Origin of the sequence: Streptomyces sp. NPDC050619 (assembly GCF_040654815.1) — a bacterium.
Classification (GTDB): domain Bacteria; phylum Actinomycetota; class Actinomycetes; order Streptomycetales; family Streptomycetaceae; genus Streptomyces.
The window spans coordinates 184,381-206,719 of sequence record NZ_JBFAIR010000010.1; the positions used below are offsets into that span (position 1 = coordinate 184,381).

General features: G+C 67.8%; 18 protein-coding genes and 1 pseudogene. 9 read left to right on the top strand and 10 right to left on the bottom strand.

All coding sequences use genetic code 11. The features are described 5' to 3' along the window. The first annotated feature begins 137 nt into the window (after positions 1-137). The 5 genes from AB0I77_RS18815 to AB0I77_RS18835 all read left to right on the top strand — a co-directional run bounded on the left by AB0I77_RS18815 (position 138) and on the right by AB0I77_RS18835 (position 7,468). Complete coding sequence (locus AB0I77_RS18815; RefSeq protein ID WP_363283695.1) at positions 138-2,495, top strand: ATP-binding protein; 2,358 nt, start codon at positions 138-140, stop codon at positions 2,493-2,495. Then, positions 2,492-4,156: a DEAD/DEAH box helicase family protein gene (locus tag AB0I77_RS18820; protein ID WP_363283696.1), complete on the top strand. Its 1,665-nt coding sequence runs from the start codon at positions 2,492-2,494 to the stop codon at positions 4,154-4,156. Before AB0I77_RS18815 ends, AB0I77_RS18820 begins: the two co-directional genes overlap by 4 nt. After that, positions 4,153-4,752 (top strand): hypothetical protein, encoded by a 600-nt coding sequence (locus AB0I77_RS18825; protein WP_363283698.1) that lies wholly within the window; start codon positions 4,153-4,155, stop codon positions 4,750-4,752. Before AB0I77_RS18820 ends, AB0I77_RS18825 begins: the two co-directional genes overlap by 4 nt. Before the next feature lie 9 nt (positions 4,753-4,761). Then, a complete protein-coding gene (locus AB0I77_RS18830; protein WP_363283699.1) occupies positions 4,762-6,111 on the top strand; it encodes an RNA polymerase subunit sigma-70 in 1,350 nt (449 codons plus the stop codon). 217 nt (positions 6,112-6,328) lie between these two features. Then, entirely contained in the window at positions 6,329-7,468 is a 1,140-nt protein-coding gene (locus AB0I77_RS18835) for a DUF3578 domain-containing protein (RefSeq protein WP_363283700.1), read from the top strand. Between the two features lie 232 nt (positions 7,469-7,700). Here AB0I77_RS18835 and AB0I77_RS18840 read toward each other — a convergent pair whose 3' ends face one another. The 5 genes from AB0I77_RS18840 to AB0I77_RS18860 all read right to left on the bottom strand — a co-directional run bounded on the left by AB0I77_RS18840 (position 7,701) and on the right by AB0I77_RS18860 (position 13,403). Next, positions 7,701-8,579 (bottom strand): Eco29kI family restriction endonuclease, encoded by an 879-nt coding sequence (locus AB0I77_RS18840; protein ID WP_363283701.1) that lies wholly within the window; start codon positions 8,577-8,579, stop codon positions 7,701-7,703. Between the two features lie 1,301 nt (positions 8,580-9,880). Continuing rightward, entirely contained in the window at positions 9,881-10,612 is a 732-nt protein-coding gene (locus tag AB0I77_RS18845; protein WP_363283702.1) for a transglycosylase SLT domain-containing protein, read from the bottom strand. A 98-nt stretch (positions 10,613-10,710) separates the two neighbouring features. Then, positions 10,711-11,139 (bottom strand): VOC family protein, encoded by a 429-nt coding sequence (locus tag AB0I77_RS18850; protein WP_363283703.1) that lies wholly within the window; start codon positions 11,137-11,139, stop codon positions 10,711-10,713. A 49-nt stretch (positions 11,140-11,188) separates the two neighbouring features. Continuing rightward, positions 11,189-12,127, bottom strand: a complete 939-nt coding sequence (locus AB0I77_RS18855) for a sigma-70 family RNA polymerase sigma factor (protein ID WP_363283704.1) — start codon at positions 12,125-12,127, stop codon at positions 11,189-11,191. A 10-nt stretch (positions 12,128-12,137) separates the two neighbouring features. After that, positions 12,138-13,403, bottom strand: coding sequence for an FAD-dependent oxidoreductase (locus AB0I77_RS18860; protein ID WP_363283705.1), 1,266 nt, complete (start codon positions 13,401-13,403; stop codon positions 12,138-12,140). Between the two features lie 347 nt (positions 13,404-13,750). Between AB0I77_RS18860 and AB0I77_RS18865 the strand changes: the two genes are divergently transcribed. Next, on the top strand, positions 13,751-14,263 hold the full coding sequence (locus tag AB0I77_RS18865; protein WP_363283706.1) for a hypothetical protein: 513 nt from the start codon (positions 13,751-13,753) through the stop codon (positions 14,261-14,263). 27 nt (positions 14,264-14,290) lie between these two features. Here AB0I77_RS18865 and AB0I77_RS18870 read toward each other — a convergent pair whose 3' ends face one another. The 3 genes from AB0I77_RS18870 to AB0I77_RS18880 are packed head-to-tail and all read right to left on the bottom strand — an operon-like array spanning position 14,291 to position 18,065. Then, on the bottom strand, positions 14,291-15,301 hold the full coding sequence (locus AB0I77_RS18870; protein WP_363283707.1) for an SEC-C domain-containing protein: 1,011 nt from the start codon (positions 15,299-15,301) through the stop codon (positions 14,291-14,293). A gap of 47 nt (positions 15,302-15,348) precedes the next feature. After that, positions 15,349-16,548: an MFS transporter gene (locus AB0I77_RS18875; RefSeq protein ID WP_363283708.1), complete on the bottom strand. Its 1,200-nt coding sequence runs from the start codon at positions 16,546-16,548 to the stop codon at positions 15,349-15,351. A gap of 44 nt (positions 16,549-16,592) precedes the next feature. Continuing rightward, positions 16,593-18,065, bottom strand: a complete 1,473-nt coding sequence (locus tag AB0I77_RS18880) for a glycoside hydrolase (protein ID WP_363283709.1) — start codon at positions 18,063-18,065, stop codon at positions 16,593-16,595. 218 nt (positions 18,066-18,283) lie between these two features. Here AB0I77_RS18880 and AB0I77_RS18885 point away from each other — a divergent pair, with 218 nt between their 5' ends. Beyond that, on the top strand, positions 18,284-19,090 hold the full coding sequence (locus tag AB0I77_RS18885; RefSeq protein ID WP_363283710.1) for a class E sortase: 807 nt from the start codon (positions 18,284-18,286) through the stop codon (positions 19,088-19,090). A gap of 404 nt (positions 19,091-19,494) precedes the next feature. On the opposite strand, the gene AB0I77_RS18890 is transcribed toward AB0I77_RS18885, so the two are convergent. Then, positions 19,495-19,788 carry a hypothetical protein gene (locus tag AB0I77_RS18890; RefSeq protein WP_363283711.1) on the bottom strand — a complete coding sequence of 98 codons (294 nt, stop codon included), beginning with the start codon at positions 19,786-19,788 and terminating at the stop codon, positions 19,495-19,497. Between the two features lie 733 nt (positions 19,789-20,521). On the opposite strand from AB0I77_RS18890, the gene AB0I77_RS18895 reads away from it, so the two are divergent. After that, positions 20,522-21,754, top strand: coding sequence for a thioesterase domain-containing protein (locus tag AB0I77_RS18895; protein WP_363283712.1), 1,233 nt, complete (start codon positions 20,522-20,524; stop codon positions 21,752-21,754). A gap of 51 nt (positions 21,755-21,805) precedes the next feature. On the opposite strand, the gene AB0I77_RS18900 is transcribed toward AB0I77_RS18895, so the two are convergent. Continuing rightward, positions 21,806-22,210, bottom strand: coding sequence for a hypothetical protein (locus AB0I77_RS18900; protein ID WP_363283811.1), 405 nt, complete (start codon positions 22,208-22,210; stop codon positions 21,806-21,808). Here AB0I77_RS18900 and AB0I77_RS18905 point away from each other — a divergent pair. Next, positions 22,125-22,325: pseudogene (locus tag AB0I77_RS18905) on the top strand (transposase); the annotation flags it as partial. The gene AB0I77_RS18900 and the pseudogene AB0I77_RS18905 sit on opposite strands and share 86 nt — an antisense overlap. Between the last annotated feature and the right edge of the window lie 14 nt (positions 22,326-22,339).

Sequence of the window (22,339 nt, forward strand, 5' to 3'; positions counted from 1 at the left end):
CGCCGGACGGATTGTCAGTGGTCGCCTCTAGTCTCGGGGTTGAACGCGTGACTCATCCGAGTCAGGCCGCTTCGCCGTTCGTTGGCGCGCCGGAGTGGCCTCGAGCGCGCCCGATTCGTCAGGAGGGTTCCGCCGGAGTGAAGATCACCCCTTCCGCCCGCGTACTACGCATGCTGGGCGAGATCGAGTTCGACGAGTGGCAGTGCGTGGCCGAGCTGGTCGACAACGCCTTCGACGACTTCAGCGAAATCCTTCGCTCCGGCGTGGAGTGGCCGGACGGCTACAAGGTCAGCGTGTCCCTGCCCTCCTCGGCCAACGGGCAGCTCCTGATCGCTGACACCGGCCAGGGCATGACGTACGAGCGCCTGGAGCGCGCGGTGCGGGCCGGCTGGTCTGGCAACGACATGCACGACAAGCTGGGTCTGTTCGGTATGGGCTTCAACGTGGCCACCGCCCGCCTCGGCAAGCGCACCCGCGTTTTGACGACCCGCCCCGGCGATACCGAGTGGATCGGCGTCGAGATCGATCTCGACCACATCAAGGACGACTTCGAGGCTACGGACATCACCGAGCTGAAAAGTGACCCGGCCGAGCACGGCACGAGGATCGTCATCGACCGCCTCAACCGGACGCGGGCGGACTGGCTGCGTCGCAACGGCCCCGCTCTCCGCAACACGCTGGGCTCGGTGTACTCGTGGATCCTCACCGAGCGCGGCTTCGACCTGTATGTCGGCGGAACCCGTGTCAAGCCGGTCCGCCCTTGCCGCTGGGGTGAGGACCGTTCCGTGCTCCATAACGGCAAGGAACGGATCCCCGCCTACATCCCAATCAATGAGAAGCTTGAAGACGGGCTCGCCTGCGGTGATTGCGGCCAGTGGCAGTTGGTGCGCGGCGACGTTTGCGCCGACTGCGGGAGCGAGAAGCTCACGGTCCGCGAGCGCCGGATCCACGGCTGGCTCGGCATCCAGCGCTATCTCCACAAGACCGAGTACGGGATCGACTTCCTACGCAATGGCCGCAAGATCCTCCGCTGGGACAAGCAACTGTTCACCTGGCATAACCCCGACGGCGTCGTCGGCAACGAGGACCCGGAGTACCCCGTCGACCTCGCCCACCAGGGCGGACGTCTCATCGGGGAGATACATCTCGACCACGTCCCTGTCACGTACCAGAAGGACGCCTTCGAGTACGCGGATCGCAGTTGGCGCAGCGCTGTGGAACTGCTGCGCGGCGTGGCTCCACTCCAGCCCAAGCGGGCCGATGCCCTCCACTACCCGGAGAACGAGAGCCCGCTCGCCCTACTATTCAAGGGATTTCGCCGCAACGACGCCGGCCTGCGTTATCTCGTCCCGGGTGACGGCAGCAAGCCCATCCACGAGGAAACCCGTCGCTGGGGCCTGAAGTTCCAGAAGGGCGACCCTGACTTCGAAACGGACGAGCGCTGGTGGCGGGCGGTCCTCGAGCACGAGGAGCTCAAGAACAAGGGCAAGGAGGTCAAGACGGCGGCCAGCGTCCCGAGTCAGCCTGACGAGCGGGCGGTCATGGACGCCCTCGGCCTCCCCTCCGACGCCCCCGCCTCCGGTGACACTCGGCCGAAAGGGCCAGTGTCCGTCCCCGTCCCCGCCTCACCCGCCGCCAGGGCCATGGAAGACGTGAAGGCTGAGATCGAGACCCGGAGTGAGCGCCTGGCGCGTTACGAGAACGCTTCCACTTTGTACGCCTATCTCAGCCGCCCTTTCGGCCATCCCACCCTCGGCTACCTGAACGTCGAGACCCGTCTACTCGCGGACGGTGAGCGTTTGCTGGACGACGCCGGACAGGCCGTCCCGGTCCTCCTAGACCAGCGCGCGGGCAACGAACTCACCGCCCTCGTCGACCCCGCCCACGAGGTGTTCCGGCGGTTCGGTGCGGACTACGCCGACCTTCTGTTGGTAGAACTGGCCGCTGTCCTGAAGGTCCGCGCGCGTTCCGACTGGAGCCCGTCCCGGCTCGTCGCCGCCATCCGCGCCGAGTCCCTCAAGGACAGCGCGCTCGACGGGACCACGGTCGGCGCCGAAGCCCGCGACTTGCTGGCCGAGGTCCGCCGCCGCCTGGTCGGCGAACTCGACCGGACAGGCAAGTCCGACACTGCCTTCGGCCACCTCACCCATGAGGAGGTCACCGCCACCGAGGAGTCGATGATCGCCTCGGGCCGTGTCGGCCAAGTCGGCCGTCTTGGCGAAGACGGCGGGTTCGTCTCGTTCGCCCCCGCCCTGGCCTTGGTCCGGCTGGTCGAGGCGATGCCCGAGGCGTTCTTGGACGGCCGTGTCTTCCGGGGCCCGTACAACGGTGTGACCTCCAAGTCCGCGAAGTCCCTGAGCTTGGCCCGTGTCACGGGCTATCTCGCAGACGTTGCCACCATCGGCACGTTCGCGGGGGAGGCCACGGCCCTCCAGCTTCAGCGCGCCCGCCTCAGCGTCACCCTCCTCGCCGACGAACTGGCTGGTGAGGAGTGAAAGCCGCGTTCCTGGCGGCCGCCGAACTGCGTGACGGCGGCCCGGCGGGACTGACCAAAGCGCTCGAGCGGACTCTCTGGCACCTGGGCTTCCATGACGTGCGTGTCGTGGATGGCGCCCATGACCACGGAGCGGACCTCCTCGCTGTCCGGGACCGCGAGCAGTGGGTGTTCCAGAGCAAATGGAAGGCCCACGGCACAGCGGACCATGCCGGCGTCGACGACCTCGAGCGCGCCCGCACCCACTATCGGGCCGACAAAGCCGTCCTGGTGACCAATACGAACATTGCGGCGTCAGCCGAGGCGCGGCGCCGGGCCCTGGCGGGCATCGGCGTCGACATCGTCCTCTGGCACGGGGCAACCCTCGACGCCATCGGTGAGCGCATGCCCGACATTGTGCCGAGCCGTTACGCGCTGCGGCCCTATCAGGCTCGGGCCGTGGAGGCCATCGAGCGCGACCTTGGCGCCGAGGGCTCGGCGCTGCTAGTCCTGGCGACCGGCCTAGGCAAGACGGTCGTTGGCGGCGAGGTCATTGGAAACCTCCTGAAAGCCCGCCCGGATGCGAACGTCCTCGTCGTCGCCCACATGCGCGACCTCGTCGAACAGCTCGAGAAGGCGCTCTGGCGGCACGTCCCGAAGAGCGTCCCCACTCGCCTCCTTACCGGCGATAGCAAGCCCAGGGACTTGGATGGCGTAGTCGTCGCGACCGTCGAATCCGCGCTTGCTGCGGCGCGTACCGGCTACCGGCCTGACCTCATGATGATCGACGAGACTCACCACGTGGCCGAGACCGGCAGGTTTGCGGAACTCCTCGATCTGTGTGGGACTTCGGGGCGATTCGGAGTCACCGCTACCCCTTGGCGCGGCGACAAGTTCGACATCACCGCCCGCTTCGGTCACCCCAGCTTCAAGATGGGCATCGCCGAGGGCATGGCCGCCGGCTTCCTGTCCGCCGTCGACTACCGGCTCTACGCGGATGGCGTCGACTGGGACGTCGTCAAGGAGATCAGCCGTCACGGCTACTCCATCAAGGACCTAAACCGGCACCTCTTCCTGCCCCAGCGGGACGAGGAGATCGTCGAGCACCTGCGGGCCGCTTGGCGGGAGACCAGCGAGCCCCGGGCCATCGTCTTCTGCCAGACGATCGATCACGCCGAGCACATGGCGGGACTCCTCGCGGTCTCCGACCCGCAATGGGTCAATGCCTCCTACCTCCATAGCGGCCTACCGAAGCGTCACCGCAACGTCCTGCTGAACGAGTTCCGCCTGGGTCGCGTCCCCGTGATCACCTGCGTCGACGTGTTCAACGAGGGTGTCGATGTGCCGGACGTGAACCTCATCGCCTTCCTTCGCGTCACCCACAGTCGAAGGATCTTCGTGCAGCAGCTCGGCCGCGGACTGCGTCTCAGCCCTGGCAAGAAGGCCCTGAAGGTCCTCGACTTCGTGACCGACATCCGCCGCGCCGCGGCAGCCCTGAACCTGCGCCGGACTCTGGAAGCCGAGGAGGCCGAACACCTGGAACTCCCCCACACCTCACGGATCGAATTCCAGGACGGGACCGTCGGCTCCCTCATGGACATGTGGATCCAGGACGCCGCCGACCTCGAGACCGCGGCGGACGAGGTCCGCCTCCAGTTCCCCCTACCGAGAGGAATACTGTGACTGACTACAAGATCCCCAGCGATGTCGAGGCGGCCGTCGTCACCCGGATCTACGAGTACGCCGACGAGGCTCGCTGGACCCATCTGCAGGACGCCGACCGAACCCGCCTGTATCAGGAGTGGACGGACGATCCCGAAATCGGGGGCCGGCTGATCGGGTTCGTTGGGCAGACCGCGAACATCCGGCCCTGGCTCAAGGATTGTCCGATGAAGGAGTACGGGCGGGCCCGTCGCGGGGTCGGCAAGTACGCCAAGTACGTCAAGAACCGGGCCGCGACGCTCGACGAGATGGTTGAGAAAGCTCTGGGAGTGGAGTGGGAGATCGTCCCCGGGTCCAAGCGGCAGAAGCCGATGCGTGCCAAAGTCCGCAAGATCGGTTACGAGGACGACGAGCGAAACTTCGTGGCGGGCGCCGCGTCGAGTCTCAAGCACCTGGTGTGGCCTGCCATCCTCGACCGCTCAAGTGGCGAGACGTCCCCCTGGATGATCTGCGTCGTCGACCCCTTCCTCGATCCGCTCACGCTCGAGCAGAAGGCGGAGCACCAGCGCATAGCCGCCTTCCTCGGCGTGCGGATCATCTATTTCAACGAGATGTAGGGGGAGTTCATGAGTGACGGCGATTGGATAGTCCGAGCATGGCACTCGACCGAGCTCGACGACCGTGACCGGGCCGTCGCCGCTGCCCGGGCGGCGGGACGCACCCTGGGCGACGTCGGGGACGAGCACGGTATGAGTCGGGAGCGGGCGCGCCAGATCCAGGTTCGCGTGCAGCGAGCGCTCGCGGCTGCGGCCGATGCCGTCCACGGCGGCTGGCGCTCGACGACGCGCGCCGCTGGCGAAGCGCCGGCCACCCCCAGAGCGGCCTTTGCGGCGGCCCTCGGGGTACCAGACCACGTCGCGCTCGATTCGCTGCTGCCCGAGGCGGGCCTCGGCGCGCCGCGCACCTGGGCGGGCCCGCTGCACGGCTGGTGGACCACCCGCCCCGACGCACTCGACGCCGCACTACGCGAACTGGCGGAGACCGCCCCCCTGCGCGGCGACGAACTCGGCCAGGCCGCCACCGCGGTCGGCGTGCCAGAGGACCTTCCCCTGGCCCGTCTCCTCGCCGACTCAGGATCCAGGCTCGCGCTCAGCCCCGACGGACACTGGGTACGCCGTAGGGCACGGGGGCGCGACGCCGCGTACCTGTGGCTGCTCGAGGCCGGGCGCTCGTGCACGGCCGACGAGCTGCTCAGACCTATGTCCGCGACCACTGTGGCGGCCGTGCGGGAGGCGCTACGCCGCGACGACCGATTCATCCAGATCCGGCCCGAGGGGACCTGGGGCCTGACCGAATGGTCCCATCTGCGGCTCACGCCGTATGCCAACGCCGTCGAGGCCCTGGTCGCGGTGGTCACGGAGTCCGGCCCGATCTCCCAGGCCTCCCTCTTTATGAGGGTGACGGAGCTTTACCCCGTCACCCCATGGCGGCTCAAGCAGTGCCTGCTCAGCGACCAGATCGGTGAGACTGCCGATGGCCTCGTCGACCTCGTCGCCCGGGGCGCCCGACCGATGGAGGAGGAGGAACCGCCCCAGCCTGACTCGATGGCTCTCGAGGGCGATGTCCTCGGCGTCCGAATCACCGTCAACCGGGAAGTCATGCGTGGCAGCGGTGTCGGTGTGCACTCCTGGCTGACCTGGTGCCTCGGCCTGCGCCAAGCCCCCATGAGCCGCACGTTCGCCACCGTCGACGGCCATGCACCCCTCACCGTCCGCCGCAGTACCAGCAATGCCCAGGTCTCCAGCCTCCGCCGCCACGCCCTCGAACTCGGGATGGTGGAGGGCTGCGTGCTCGCTCTCCTCCTCCGCCTCAGTGACGAAACCGCCCAGGTCCGGCACGGATGCGCGGAGGGCGCCTGTCCAGCGCGGGCGGCCGTGTCCCACCATGGATCATCGAGGAGAACGGCTCGACTTTGATCTCCCGTTTCCATCAGCCAGGCCTCTGATCGTGGTGTTGTCGCGATCCTCGGTTCCCCGTCGGCAGTGTCGACCATGTGTCTAGGTCGGCTCGGGTTCGGAGGCTCTCTTGGTCACGCGGAGTGATGCTTGCGTGTGCGACGTGATGCGACCGTCTTTTGGTTGTTTAGTTGACGTATTTGAATCGAAGATGATCGAGTCGGCTAACGTCTGACCCATGCCTCTTCGTGACTTGCTCATCCGCATAGCGGAGATCTACGACGCTACCGCCCTGGCCTCCAACGACGTGCCTGCTCAGGTCCTCCTTCGTGGAGTGAAGGAGAGGGATGATCTTCCGCTGCCGCCAGGCTTCACCGCAGACGGTCACGGGGGACAGGGGTTCGCGAGTAGCACCCCCTGGATCGGGGTGTATGACCCTGCGATCAACGCAGAACCACACCAGGGTCTGTATCTGGCATATATCTTCAGCGAGGACCTATCAGCGGCAACGCTGACGTTGCAGCAAGGGGTGACGCGTCTAAAAAAGAGCTTTCCTCGACGACCAGAGTTGAGGCGGGAACTGCGCACGCGAGCTAAGCGACTACGAGCCGCGCTTCCGCCGGATCTGGCATCGAGTTGGAGCCACCAGCCCGATTTTGGCTCTAAGGACTGGCGTCCGCGGTCGTATGAAGCGGGCAGCGTGGCGGCGCGGCGATATGAGATCTCGAACCTACCGCCCGAAGAGATTCTGCAAGCCGATTTGCTGGAGGCTTCCAAGCTGCTCCATGATGTGGCCGCAGCTCAACGTATCTTTCTTCAGATGCCAAGAGCTGATGAGCCCATTGTGGAATACGTTCCCGAAGAGCATGAGACTAACGACCCCCTCGATAGGTTCTGTCCCAAGGGCAGCAGCGATTACTACGTCCATCTGAAGGGTGGGAGACGTCGAAGAACGCGACGGCATGAAGAGCTCATAAAGGACTTCGGATTTCATTCTGTAGCATGCGGATATACGCCCATAATCGCTGGTATGCATCCGCGGGACCTCGTCCTACGCCGAAGCGATTCGATCTCACAACGTGCGTGGCTGGTCGAGGGTAAGGCGGTAAAAAATGGAAATGCAACCAACGCGGTGCGCCAGGCTGTAGGTCAGCTTTTCGAGTACAGCCACTTCTGGCATGAAAAGCGAGATGAGCCCAAACCTTATCTCATAGCGCTCTTCACTGAAGGTATAGGGCATTACGCGGAATACCTCGAAGATCTCGGCATTGCTTCGGTTTGGCGCGAAGGTGATGAGTGGGGTGGCTCGCCCAGTGCCACCTCATGGGGGTTGACAGCGAACTCCGAAGGTCGGGTTAATGATTCTTGGAGCTCGTAAAAGGATCTTGCTGAGGTGCCACGGTCGGGCGTGACCGTTGTGACGACCTGATCGTTCGGTGGGTGTGACGACTCGGCCCTGGATCGTGGACGATGAATTGTGGGCGCTGATCGAACCGCTGCTGCCGCCCTGCCAGACTCATCTGTGAGCCGCATGGCACCTTTACTGAAGGCCTATGGGCAGACCTCCTCGATCTACATGACGTCGCTCTTCCGAAGCCCAGTAGCCCCTCTTACTCATCACTGTTTTGGTCATCTTCATCGTCGAAATGTTCAACGTCGCTCTCTGCTACGGCGCTGGTCGTGTGAGCGGCTCGCCAAGTTTCGGATTCTGCCGAGACACCGAACGCCGCGTTTTCCTCAATGAAGGCATCTGGTCGATAGACGATGGGACGCTTGTCCTTGTTTGCCTTGGGCGGGAGTGACCAGATGGCTTGGTACCTGCGCTCGCGCAGCTGCGCGAGCGCATGGTCGCGGTCAACGCCAGGGGTCATAAGCGACACGGCGATGCCTTCCTTAATGCGAACCTCGATTTCGTTACGGGTCAGGAGCCGGTTGCACAAGTAATTAGCGGCACGTGGGCGGCCAGGATGCAGGGTGTCCCAGAAGGACCTGGGATTCGTGCGTGCTTCGCCCGGGGGATTCGAACCGAAACCAGTAAGCAGTGTGTTCCAGAGGACTGGGCTATAGGCGCGCAGCAGGGCCCTTTCGCCCAAGACGATCCATACATCGTCCAGGAGTATGTAGCGTACGTCGAAATCTTCAACCGAGAGATTGCTCGCTTCGCTGATGCTGGTCCGGTGTTTTTCTATGCGCTTGTACAGTTTGGGCTTTCGCTCGCTTGGTGAGTCACCGTAACTGCTGTTTCCCGCCTCAGCCTTGCCCACATAAAGCGGCACGAGCGTCTCGCTCAGGTCCTGATAGATCGGCAGGTTGCCTCGGTAGTAGAGCGCGTACAGGCCCGCTCCCGTGAACGGCTGCAGGCCCGTTAGCGCCACTTGGGGCTGGGCCTCCAGCGCGCTGCGCAGGTTCTCGCTCGTCTGGGCGAGTCCCAGGGGGTTGAACCGGCCGTATGGGTCGCCGGATGACGCGTCCGGAGAAGAGATCGACATGCCGAAGATCCTAGAGACCCTCTGTCTGGATGGAGGGCTGGGAGTCGTGACGGTCTCCGTGCGGTGAGGAACTATCGGCAGTTCGCCACTCGGCACTGCGGTTGGCTACAGACTGAGCGCTCAGAAGAGACTGAATCTTGTACGCCGCCATCAAGTCGCTGACCTGCGGTGTAGCCCGAGCGCCTCGCGCTGGCTATCGAACGCCACCGTGGGCTCACCGGACGGTGTTCTTCCGGTGTGCCGTGGCACACGGACGGATCGCGGCGAACAATCGTTGCTGACGGCTGCGATGGGCGACTTGAGGACAGTTGAGCTGGACGTGACCTGACATGCGAAGATTCTGCGCTGAAAGATGATCGTTTTTGGTCGGTCATCCCTCGGTGCCTACGAGCTGGGCGACGCCGCAGATGAGCACTGCCCGTACTGCACGTACCGCACATCGTCATAGTTGCCGTCGGACCGCCCGCTTCCTGGCCAGTGTCGTGCCTCCACGGCCCGCCTCAAGGGCGCTCCGCTGGCGCTCCGCGTCGCCTGGCGGCGATCGGCCTGCGGCCGACCCTTGACCCGGGCCGTTCCAGCACGGGGAAGAAGCGAGCGGGTGCCCCGGAAAGGCGGGGGCCCAGGTCGGAGGGGGTTCTGTGGGCTGCGTGGCGGGCCGAGGTGACGGGCGCGTTCGCGGGATGGGGGCACGCCGGGACGGTTCAGCGTCCTGCGGGCCGGTGGAGCAAGCGACCGGCAGGGCCGTTGGAGGCGGCGACCGGCGGGGCCGTGGAGGCAGCGGCCTACGGCCCGGCGGAGCACGCGACCTACGGCACGGCGGAGCGACCTGTGGCCCGGTGGGTGGGGGTACGCACCCGTCCGGTGGGAGCGGAGGGTGCAAGTGGAGTGTTTGTGTCAACCGCGAGGCCCAAAAGCCCAGGTCGAGTGGCGGCGGAGTGGAACAGCCGCTCCAATCGTTCGCGGAAGCCGCCTCGCCGGTCGTAGGCCGCCGGCCCACCCGTGGTCCCGTCCAGCCGAGGCTGCCCCGCCTCCGCTTGCCGCCCTACGGCGAGCTCAGCCCCCCTCCCGCCGAGCTCAGCCCCCTCCCGCGAGGCGGCCGAGCCGCCGCGCCCTCCCCCCTCGCGCCGCGAACGTCGTCCCATCCAGCGACAGCAACCCCTTCGCCCGGCGACGCTTCCTCCGACGCGGCGGATGTCTCGTACCTCGTACGACGGGGCAGTCCCCTCCTCACGATCCGCAGGTTCGGCGGGCCGGATGACGTCGGCTCTCGAAGCTACGCGCTGTGGGTGAGTGCCGCGGCCTCAGTAGGAGTTGTTGGCCTGCCAGTACGCCCAGGCGTCGCAGGGGCTGCCGTAGCGGTCGTTCATGTAGTTCAGGCCCCACTTGATCTGTGTGGCGGGGTTGGTCCGCCAGTCGGCTCCGACAGAGGCCATCTTGGAGCCGGGGTAGGACTGTACGAGACCGTATGCCCCGGAAGAGGGGTTGACCGCCAGGTAGTTCCAGCCGGACTCGTGGTCCACGATGTTGCTGAAGCACTGGAACTGGTCGCCGGGCACTATCTGCCGTGCGATGGCCTGGACTTGGGCGGTGGTGTATGAGGACTGCGGCGTCAGGATGGAGGTGCCTGTCGCCGAGGAGTCCGTCGATGAGCTCGTCGAGTTCGACGAGCTGCTGGCCTTCCGCTGCGCCTCCTGGCGGTCCTTGGCGTCCTGAAGGGCCTTCTGCTGGGCCGCCTTCTGCTTGGCGACGGCGTCCTTCGCGGCCTGCTTGCGGGCCGTCTCCGCCGCGGTTTTCCTTGCGCTGCTGTCCGCGGCGATGGCCTGCGCGTCGGCCTGCTGGGTCAGTGAGGCCGACTGGACCTGGGCCTGCTGCCCTACGGGTAAGTCCGCGAGGAGGGTCGCGTCGCTCGCCGTCGTTTCCGCGTCGTTCGCCGGCTGACCGGTGCTGCTCTGGGCAACTCCCGTAACGGCGCCGACAGTCGTGACCGCTGTGGCAGAGGCCACCGCGAATCCCCGTACTAAATTCCCGCTCACACCTTTTCCTTCCAGCATGGCTAGATCAAGAGTTCGAGCGTGGCAAGACTAGACGGTTGAGCGGCCGTACTTGCGGAAACGGCTCAATACCGCGGCTCTCAGTCGAGACAGAACTCGTTGCCCTCGATGTCCTGCATCGGGATGCACGCATCGTTGCCGTCGTAGAGGGTATGCAGGTGTATCGCGCCGAGCGGGAGCAGTCGTGCGCATTCGGCCTCGAGTGCGGCGAGGCGCTCTTCCCCCACGAGTCCGGTGGCGACCCGCACGTCAAGGTGCACCCGGTTCTTGACGGCCTTCCCTTCGGGGACGCGCTGGAAGTACAGTCGCGGGCCCACACCTGAGGGATCAACGCATGCGAACCATGAATCCCGCTGCTCAGGTGGCTGCGAGCGCTTGAAATCGTCCCAGGTGGCGAACCCCTCCGGGGGCGGCGGTACGACGTACCCCAACACCTCGCACCAGAAGCGAGCGAGGCGCTCAGGTTCCGCGCAGTCGAAGGTGACTTGGAACTTCTTGATCGACGTCATCGGTCCACCATATTGGGGCGTGCTATTCACCAGATCGCCTGAGACGCGGTCACCACTGGCCGATGACCGGCGCGTCGGGTTCCTGTTGCCGCCACATCTCGGTGAGGCGGGCGAGGCGTTTCGTGGCGGCGAAGCCGTGCAGTGCCGCCACCTTGCCGTCGGTGATCTCGAACGCCGCGGCGCCTACGATCCGGTCGTCGAGTACGGCGAGTACGGCGGGCCAGCCGTTGACCTGGCCGATGTGGAACGTGGGCGAGCCGCCGGCCAGGCGTCGCTTCGCGGGAGTGGGTTTGAAGGCGGTCCGCATGATGGCGGCGACGCGCTCGGGGGTCTCGTAGCGCTGCAGCGTCCTGGAGAGGCCCGCGCCGTCGGAGATCGCGGTCGCGTCGTCGGTGAGGAGCGCCACCAGGCGTTCGGTGCGGCCCGAGGACGCGGCGGCGAGGAACTCCTCGAGGACCTTGCGCGCGGATGCCGGGTCGACCTCACCGCCGCCGCGGCGCGCGGCGGCGACCCGGCGCCGGGCCCGGTGGACGTGCTGCTGGCTCGCGGACTCCGAGATGTCGAGGATCTCGGCGATCTCGGAGTGGGGGTAGGAGAACGCCTCGCGCAGGACGTAGACGGCCCGTTCGACCGGTGAGAGCCGCTCCATCAGGGTCAGGACGGCGAGCGACACCGATTCGCGCTGCTCGAAGGTGTCGGCCGGGCCGAGCATCGGGTCGCCGTCGAGGAGGGGCTCGGGCATCCAGGCGCCGGCCGCGCGTTCGCGGCGTACCGGTGCCGAACGGAGCCGGTCCAGGCACAGGTTGGTGACGACCTTGGTCAGCCACGCCTCCGGCACCTCGATCCGCTCCCGGTCGGCGGCGTGCCAGCGCAGGTACGCGTCCTGCACGATGTCCTCGGCGTCGGCCGCCGAGCCGAGCAGACGGTACGCCAGCGAGGCCAGCCGGGCCCGGCCGGCCTCGAAGCGATCAGCGACGGTGCTCTCCATGCGGTCGACCTTATGCGGCGGCATTCTCGGGCGCGGCAGCGTTCTTGGGCGCGGCAGCGTTTCCGGTCGCGGTGGTAACGGTCGTGGTGGTAACGGCCGTGGTGCCGGCTGCCGTCGTGGTGGCGGTCAGGCGGTGCTTGCGCTTCGGCATGCCGAAGGTCGGGTGCGAGGTGGCCCACAGGCTGCCTCTGAGGATGCCCGCCTTGAGCCGCGCGGCTTTCCGGCCGCCCAGGAACCAGGACTTCGCCCGTACGTCGCCGTCGACCATCTGGAAGATCGCGTCGTACCGCCCGAGGCTGATGTGGTTGCCGATGTAGGTCTTCTTGACGCTCGGAACCCGGCGTCCGGTCAGCCGCGCCACGATCGCGTCCGTCGCCTGCATGTTGGTATGGCCCGCCGAGGCGCAGGACATCGGCAGCGGCCGGCCGTTGTCGCCGATCGCGAAGGCGCTGTCGCCGGCGGCGTAGACGTCGGGGTGCGAGACCGAGCGCATGGTGTCGTCGACGACGATCCGCCCGCCCTCGGTGACCTCGAGACCGGCGGCGGCAGCGATGGGGTCGACAGCGAAGCCGGCCGTCCACACGGTCGCGTCGGCCGGGAAGGAGGTGCCGTCCGCGCCGACCGCGTACGTCGCCTCGACGGCCTCGATGACGGTGTGCTCGTGGACGGTGATGCCCAGCCGGTCGAAGGCCTCGCGCAGGTGGAGCCGGGCCCCCGGGGAGAGCCAGGCGCCCAGCTCACCACGGGCGGCGAGCGCCACCGAAAGACCGGGACGTGACTCGGCGAACTCGGTGGCGGTCTCGATGCCGGTCAGGCCCTCGCCGACGACCAGTACGGTGCCGGCTGAGCCCAGACTGTCCAGGCGGGCGCGCAGCCGCAGCGCCGACGGCCGTCCCGCGACGTCGAAGGCGTGCTCGGCCACACCGGGGACACCGTGGTCGGCGACCCGGCTCCCGAGCGTGTACAGCAGCGTGTCGTAGCCGAGCTCGCCGTCACCGTCCTCGCCGGTCACGGCGACGGTGCGGCGCTCCGGGTCGACCGCCGTGACGCGCGCCACGTGAAGTCGTACGCCAGTGCCGGCGAACACGTCGGCCAGCCGCCGGGTCGCGAGTGCCCGGCCCGCCGCGAGCTGGTGCATGCGCATCCGCTCGACGAAGACCGGCTCGGCGTTGATGACGGTGATCTCGGTGTCGGCGGGCGAGAGGCGGCGGGCCAGGCTCCCGGCGGCGAAGGCCCCGGCGTAACCGGCGCCGAGGACGAGGATGCGGTGCTTCATGATGGGCTCCTGTCTGGTCGCTTGCCCCTTGAGCGGGACAGGGCGGCGATTCCTGACAGGAGCCGGGTGTGATGTGGGTCACCGGATCGGTGCGCTTCCGGCCGCCGAGTCTGCGGTGCGACCCGAGTCCTGCCGCAAGCCCCCTTGCCTGTCCTCCTTCGGTAGCACCACTCCCTCGGCAATACGGCGGACCTGGTTCAGCCCACGGCTCGATTCGCGGTGACCCTCCCGGGTGCGAACTTCGTGGTGTACGGGCCGGTTGGGCCCAGCGAGACAGAGGACCGCACATGCAGCCGTTCCCGCATGTCCGTAAAGCCGCAGCCCGCCCCGGGCGATTACATGGCGTATTGCGGGCCGCCCACCAGCCCGTCGCCGGAGTCTCCCGGCGTCTGCAACGAACGGCCTACGCCGTGATGTTGGTCGTCCTGCCGTCCAGCCTGTGGCGGCTCCCGGCCGCTTTCGATCGTGGGATCGGGATCGGCGAGCGGCTGTACATCGTCTTCCTGTCGGTCTTGTCCGAGGCTCTCGCGTTCACCGCGTTCGGCCTGATCGCTCGGTGGGGTGAGGTGTTTCCGCGCCGGCTTCCGTTGGTGGGAGGCCGCCGGGTCCCGACGATGGCGGCGGTCGTCCCCGCCGCGATCGGAGCCGCTCTCCTCACCTTCTTATGGACCCTCCTCGCCCCCATCACGCAGATCATGGGCACGACGCTCCGTGGTGACGCCCTTCCCGACGACTTCCCGAGCGAGGTCGGCGGCTGGGAGGAGGCCTGGTTCCTCTTCTGCTACACGCCGCTGGTCCTGTGGGGCCCGCTCCTGGCCGTACTGACCGTCGCGTACTGGAAACGCCGACGGGCGCAGTAACGCAGTAACGCAGTAAGTGGAACGGGGTCACGCCCCGTGGCACTCCCCATACGTCCGCCCCGACCCGCACCAGCACCCCGCGCCCCTCTGCGGGGGCCACGCCACCGCCCTCCCCCTCGCCGCCAGCGTCGTCGCGTACTGCGGCAGGAGCTCCGCGTCCCCGGGTGACACGCCCTCCGACGCCGCGAAGGCCTCGTACGACGGGACCGTCCCCGTCACGATCCCCAGGTTCGGTGTGCCGGAGGCGGCAAGCTCCCGCAGTGACGTCTCTATCGTCGCCAGGTGGGTGTCATGCGAGGGGTACTCCGCCGCGAGCGAGGGATACGCCTCCACCAGTTCCGTCAGCTCCCCTGCCGGCCAGTGCAGGACCGCCACCGGGAACGGGCGGGACAGGGCCTCGCGGTAGGTGCCCAGTTCCGCTCGCAGGCGGGAGATCTCCGCCTCCAGCTCCGCCGGGTTGTCCGAGCCGAGGGACCACACCCGCTTCGGGTCGTGGAGTTCGTCCAGGGAGATGGGGGAGGTGTGGAGGGTGTCGGCCAGCACGTCCCAGTCGTCGTGGGTGACTCCCAGCATCCTGCGCACCCGGTGGCGGCCGAAGAGGAGCGGGTGAGTGGAGTACGGGGGTTCCGGCACGTCCGTCAGCAGCAGGCGCGCTCCCTCCGTGAAGGTCTCCTGGGCCTGCTCCAGCTCGTCGTGGGACTCCAGGGCCTCCGCGACGATCACCCACGGTGCCGGGTCGCGGGGAGCCGCCGCGCGGACGCCGTCGATGATCGCGCGGGCCTCCGCCTCGTGGCCGTACTCCCAGAGGTTCGACGCCTTCAAGGCCCGTACCAGGTACGCGTTCTCCAGGCCGTCGGGCTTTGCCAGCAGGCGGTCGTAGAGCGTGGTCGCGGCCGGGCGGGCGCCGGACAGTTCCAGGTGGGCCGCGGCTTGGAGGAGCAGGGCCTCGGCGTCTTCGGGGTACAGGTCGGCGGTCCGCTCCAGGCGTGCCGCTTCGGCGGAGTGGTCGACGTTCTCGGCAGGCGTGTCGGGGCGCATGGGATCACCGTACTGCCGACGGCCGACGAAGAAGAGGCGTGTGCAGGTCAACGGGTGGTGGGGAGTTCGTGGGGGGAGGCGGGGGTGCGCGGGTGGCGGTCGGGCCGTCGTGCCGCGTACGTCATCACCGCGAGCCCGAGCAGGACGATCGCCGCGCCCACGTACAGCGGGGCGGTGTAGCCGAGGCCGGCGCTGATGGCGAGGCCGCCGAGCCAGGCTCCGAGGGCGTTGCCGACGTTGGACGCCGAGACGTTGGCGCCCGCGGCCAGCGGTACCCCGTGGGCGTGGTCGGTGACGCGGGTGATCATGCCGGGGACGCTCGCGAAGCCGAACAGGCCCGTGAGGAAGACCAGGATCACGGACGCCGTATGGCTGCTCGCCAGCAGGCCGAAGGCGGTGAGCGTGGCGGTGAGACCGGCCAGGGAGACGATCAGGGTGAGGTCGCGGTCGTGGTCGGCGCCTCGGCCGCCTGCCATGTTTCCGGCCACGAGGCCGCTGCCGTAGACGATGAGCAGCCAGGCGACGTCCGTACTGGAGAAGCCGGTGACGTCGGTGAAGGTGTAGGCGAGGTAGCTGAACGCGCCGAACATGCCGCCGTAGCCGAGGGCGGTGGCGGTGAGGGTCAGCCACACCTGCGTGGATCGGAAGGCGCTCAGCTGGGCGCGGAGGCCGTCCGCCCGGCCGCCGGCGGGCACCTTGCCCGCCCACGCCGGCACCAGCGCCGCGATGGCCACCGCCGCCACGACCCCGATACCGGTGATCGCCCAGAACGTCGCCCGCCAGCCCCAGCGTTCGCCGACCAGGGCGCCGAACGGCACGCCCAGCACGTTCGCGACCGTCAGCCCGGCGAACATCACCGCCACCGCCCTCGACGCCCGGTCGGGCGGAACCATGCGGCGGGCGACGAGCGAGCCCAGGCCGAAGAACGTGCCGTGGCACAGGGCGGCGACGACGCGTCCGAGCAGCATCACCTCGTAGTTCGGCGCGAGGGCGGACAGGAGGTTGCCGGCGACGAACAGCGCCACCAGACCGACGAGGACGGGCTTGCGGGGCAGCCCGGAGGTGGCGGCGGTCACCGCGATCGCGCCGACCGCGACGGTCAGCGCGTACCCGGAGATCAGCCACCCGGCCGCGACCTCCGACACGGCCAGGCTCCGGCCCACCTGCGGGAGCAACCCGGCGATCACGAACTCCGTCAGCCCGATCCCGAAACCGCCGAGCGCGAGCGCGACGAGCCCGGCGGGCATCCCTCGCATGCCGTCGCGTGCGCCGCCGGGCCTGTCGCCGTCCCTCAGATCGTCACCCCGTCGATCTGCAACGTCTGCACCGCCTTCGCCGCGAACGGCACGCTCACGCTCTTCCCGCTCAGCCGCGTGTCCGAGTACGCCGCGTACTTGTCGCCGCCCGTCGTGACCGTGTTCCAGCGCGGGACCAGGCCGCCCGAGCCGCCCGTCACCGTGGTGAAGCGGGAGAGGTCGAAGGTCAGGGTCTGGGCCGAGGTGGAGGTGTTCACGGCCACGATCACCAGGCGCTTCGCGGTCGCGTCGTAGCCCGCCGCCGCGTAGCTCACGCCCGTGTCGAGGATCCTCATGCCCGGGCGGATGTGACGGCTGAACTGCGCCATCACGTAGTACTTCGGCTGGACCGTCGTCGGCTGGAGGGTGTTCTGGTCGTACGCGATCATCGCCCAGCCCGTCGACGGGTCCATGACCTGCCAGTAGACCCAGGCCGTCGGGTGCAGCCAGCGGAAGTCCATGCACAGGTTGGACGCCATGGTGAGGCCGGTGCCGTCGCTGTCGCCCGTTTCCGAGTTCCACAGCTTCTTGCCGGACGTCGTCACCACGTCGGTGTACAGCAGGTCCCTGCGGCCGCCCGAGCCCTGGTAGCCGTGCACGTTGACCTGGCTGACCAGGGCCTTGGTCGAGGAGTTGAAGGAGGCCCAGGTCGAGCGGGCCGTGTCGTAGTTCGTCTCGTCGGACGCGGAGACCCGCACGCCCGTGAGCCCGCGCTTGTCCAACTCGCTGCGCATGTACGGGAGTACGGCCGCCTGGACCGCTGGGTCCATGTGGCAGCCCTCCTGTGTTCCGGTGGCGGTCCACCAGGTGGAGGCCGGCTCGTTGAAGGGGTCGACCGTCGCGAAGTTCACGCCCCAGTTGGACTTCGCGCGCTGGGCCACGGCCGCCAGGTGGGAGGCGTGCTGGCGGTAGTTCCAGGTCTGGAGGTTGTTGCCGCCGCCCGCCGCGCCCGAGGGGTTGTGGTTGGAACACATCCACCACATGGGGGAGTTGGCGAAGAGTTCGGACACGGCGCCTCGCTGCGTCGCCTTCACCAGCATCGCGCGCTGGTTCGCGTCCGCCGTCCAGTCCCAGGCCGAGGAGGCCGCGTCCTCGTTGTTCCAGTCCTGCCAGAAGCCCTCGATCTGCTTGAAGGCGGGGATGTTCGGCGACTCGGCCATCGTGGCGCCCGCCACGCTGTTCCAGCTGCACGCGCCCAGGTTGTAGCGGGCGATGTTGAGGCCGAGGCCGGGGAGTGTCGTGCCGTTGTAACTCACCGACTTGGTGCTGAAGAAGATGTCGGCGAAGTCGTCCCGGGCGCCGAACACGTTGGCCCACCAGGCCAGCGAGGTGCCCCAGCCCTCCCATGTGCCGTACGACGTCCCGGGGTTGACGGCGATCGTGGCGTCCGCGTGTGCGGTGCCGGTCGCCAGGGCGCTGCCGAGGACCGTCCCGCCTGCCGCGGCCAGCAGGGTTCTGCGTCGGATCATGGCTTGGCTTCTCCGATTCGGTCGGACCGCCGGTCCCTGAACCGGCGTCATGGCCTGTCCCGCTCATGCCAACAGGAAGCATCCGGTGTGGTGTGCGGCTTGTCGAGGGTTGTGACAGCCCTTTTTAAAACCTGTGTACGAAGTACCGAACAGAACAGGCTGGTGACTTGCCGCGCCTCCCCTTATCGTGCGAGCGGCCTGGTGAAGGAGGCGTAGGCATGCGCGTTGCCGTCGTGCCGCACAGCACCCTGCGACGGCGCGCCCTGCGCCGGCGTGCGCTCTGGACCGGGGGCGAACTCCTCGTCACCGTCGGGGTCTTTCTCCTGCTCCTCGTCGCGCACCAGCTGTGGTGGACCAACCGGGAGGCCCGGGAAGGCGCCGAGCGGAAGGTGGAGGCGCTGGAGCGGGAGTGGGCCGGCGGCAACGGCAGCACCAGCCGCGGTGAGTCCGATACGACGGCCGCCCCCGCGCCTGACACCGACACCGACTCCGACCGCGAACAGCCACAGCCCACCCGCGCCCCCCAGCGGCCCGCCACCGCCCCACCCCACCGCTCCCAGGCCTACGCCATCCTCAGCATCCCCCGCCTCCACCTCCGCGTCCCCGTCGCCGAAGGCATCGGGCAGCGGGGCGTCCTCGACAAGGGGTACGCCGGCCACTACCCGCACACCCAACAGCCGGGCCGGGCAGGGAACTTCGCCCTCGCAGGGCACCGGAACACCCACGGCGAGCCCTTCCGGTACATCAACCGGCTGCGCCCCGAGGACACCATCGAGGTCGAGACCAAGGCCGCGACCTACACGTACGCCGTCGACCAGACCCTTCCACAGACCTCGGCCCAGGACTCGGGTGTCATAGCGCCCGTCCCGCGCTCCGGCGCCAGACCTTCCTACGGCTATCAGGACCCCGGCTACTACATCACCCTCACCACCTGCACCCCGGAGTACACGTCCAAGTACCGGCTGGTGGTGTGGGGCAAGCTCGTCTCCATGCGGCCCCGTTACGGACCGGGGCCGGGACGGTGAGTCTCACCGGTGTGGTCGGCCCCACGGGTCGGGGTACCGAATTCCCTGATGCGTTCGACCGCACGCAGGGTTAGGACATTTCAGTGTGTCGGATGCAGGATCCGGAGATGGCCACGCGCAGCCACAGTAAGCGCAGGAGAGCGTATAAGCCGGATGTGGCGCTGCCACGGTTTTCCTTCGAGGTCTCTCCGTGGACTCATCCGGGTCACACACCCGACACAACCACGCCCAAAGTTCCCATAGCAGCAACACCCCGAAAATGACGCCCAACACGATCCACGCGACGGTATCCCCTGCCATGGCTCAGTCCCTTCTCCGCCGCCTTCTCGTTTCGAGGGGCCAGTTATGCCCGTTCGGGGCTACTGCTTGAGGAGAAGCTCACGGCGCCCACGCACCCTGGCTTCTCAGCGAATCCTGTGGGGCCTACCGTCCGCGTCCCAGATGAGATCACAACGCGGGCACTGGACGGGGTCTCGGCCGTATCTCTTCACCTGGGCCTTGGTGACGATCATGATGTCGGGCCGCTTGAACCGGTGCGCGCACGACGGGCAGGCCAGCATGCCGTCCGTCGCACCGCCCCCCAGCGGCGACGCCTCGCCCTCTGACCACCTCACCGCGCGACGGCTGCGCACTACCAACACGCAACCCACTACCAGCGCCAGACCGATCACCAGCCCAACGATCACTACGACATTCACGCCGCACTCCTTGGCCTGCCTTCGCTTCGTAGACCGGAAGACCCTAGCCCCGCCTCCTCGGGACGGGTCCCGAGACGGCGGTGGCGCCGTGGGAGAGGCGTCATGGGTGTGCCACGGACCCAGGCGGAACGACGCTGTCGCCGTTCGCGGCAACACCGCAAGCCATTACTCTGCGTGACGCCCGAAGATGAAGCGCAAGGTCAGAAACTGTGTTAGAGCAGGTGATCTGTGACGCTCTGTGAGGCGTAGCGCTCCTCAGGTGCCGTCGCGGAGCATCGCGCAGAGCGCGTCGGCTCGTCGTCTCGCGGGGCCTGTTCCCGGTGGGGCCGGGGCCTCGGTCTCTCTGGCGGGCTCGCTGCGTTGGCGTGCCGGTCGGAGGCGCGTCGAGTCATCACGCGGCAGCGCCCCAGCCCCCCGATCGCACGATCCGGACAATTGCGGCACGCGGTTTGAAGGGCGATCAGCCGACCGAACGATCGGCGTCCGCCTACCTTCCGACCGTTTCCGGCCGAAGGGCCATGCGTTCGCGCGGGAAACGCTTCACTCCCGAACGGTCGGCGGTCACGCGCCCGCAACGCCGGAAGGTCATAACTGTCCGCATTCGATCTAGTGCAGAGAGTGATGGAGGGGTTGTCATTGCTTTGCCGGGAACGGACGCGACGTCACAAAGCCCCCAACCCGGCATGCGATCCGTAAGGAGGGGCCCCGCCCCCACCCTCAGGAAGGGAATGCCATGAGCACCACCGAAGAGCAGGCCGCCGAAGCCTTCCGGTCCGGTCCCCCGATCATCCTGGCACCCGGCCCACGCACCACCGACCGCATCCCGCCCCCGCCCAACGACGTCTGGGACCTCCCCCATGGCACCGCCTGGGTCTACCACGGCGAGGGCAACGGCCAGCTCACCCGCCCGGTCCTGATGGCGGACGGCTTCAGCACCGGCCCCAGCGACCTCGGCTTCACCTGGGAGCACCTGGAGTACGGCCCGTACCCGCTCCTGAGCGAGCTCCGCCGCAGGGGCCGCGACGTCGTCCTCGTCGGCTACCACGAGCGCAGCGCGTCGATCCTCCAGAACGCAGAGACGGTGATGGCGGCCGTCATTGAGACGATCGACCGCCGTGTCGGCGACCACCCGCTGACCGTCGGCGGCTTCAGCATGGGCGGCCTGGTCGCTCGTTATGCCCTCGCCAAAATGGAGACGGTCGGCATCGAGCACCAGACGCAGCTTTACTACTCCTACGACACACCGCACACCGGCGCCTGGATTCCCATCGCCCTCCAGGCGTTCGCGCACTACACCAAGAAGCTCGACTCTCGCTTCTCGGACCAGATCAACAGCCCGGCCGCCCAGGAACTGCTCTGGAAGCACATCGCGAACTGGGAGGACAAGCCCGCCACCAGCGAGCTGCGCCTGGCGTTCCTGCGCGCGCTGGAGGAAGTCGGCAACTGGCCCCGGGCGAGGGAGACCCGGCTGATCGCCATCGCCAACGGTCCGGACACCGGCGCCGGCAACGGCGTGGCTCCCGGGACCGAGGCCGTCATCGGCAAGGGGCTGGCCGTCATCGGCACCGAGCTGCGGACCCAGTCCGAGGGCGATGACCAACTGGTGGCCAAGCTCCGGGTGGTCACCCTCCCCACCCGGGAGATCCGCACCAGCCAACTGCCCGACATCGACGGCGCGCCCGGCGGCACCCTTCACGGTTTCGGCATCCTCGCCGACGCGTTGAACGAGATCCCGCCCCTGCTGGGCTTCGGCGTCGACAACCCGATCCGCGAGCACTGCTTCGTCCCGGCCGTCAGCGCCATCGCCCTACGGGAGCCGGCCACCCACGACGACCTCTACACCCCGATCAGCGATGAGGAACTGGAGGAGACGCCCTTCCACGCCGTCAAACTCGCCTCGCAGAGCGATACGCACACCCTGATCACCGAGGAACTCTCCACCTGGTTCCTGGACCAGCTGCCATAAATCAGCTGCCGTTCGAACCCGGATGCCTCGATGCGCCGTATCAGTTCAAGATCAGCGCAAGGTCGTGGGGGCTAGTCGGATCGGCTGGGGCTGCTGCATCCGGAGGCGTATGGGCTTGGGCTTGCCGGCCGCTTTCACCGGTTCGAGGGGGTGCGGCGTGGTGCGCTGTGGTCGGGGAGGGCGGGTGAGGCGGCGGACCATGAGGGTGATGAAGGTCCAGGTGATGTGGGCCTCGCTGTGGGAGACGAGCCGTTCGTAGATGCGGACGTTTCTCCTGGCTCTCATGATCCACGAGATCGCCCGCTCCACCCGCCACCGCTTTGCCGGCACGGCGAAGCCGTCCTGGTCCTTGCGGCGGGGCACCGTCTCGCGCCGGCCCTGGGAGAGGCCATCCTCGTCCGCGCAGTTGACCCCGGCCCGTGTTCGCCGCGGGTTCAGGAACCTCCGTCCCCACACGCTGTGTCCAGCCCGTGTTCCCAAACCCCGCGGCACCGGCCCCGGACGGCCACCCGGTGTGAAGAACCGGTGGCGGGCACCCCGCTACGACGTCGGCAAGACCGTCAGACGCTAAGCGACCCTGGTCGC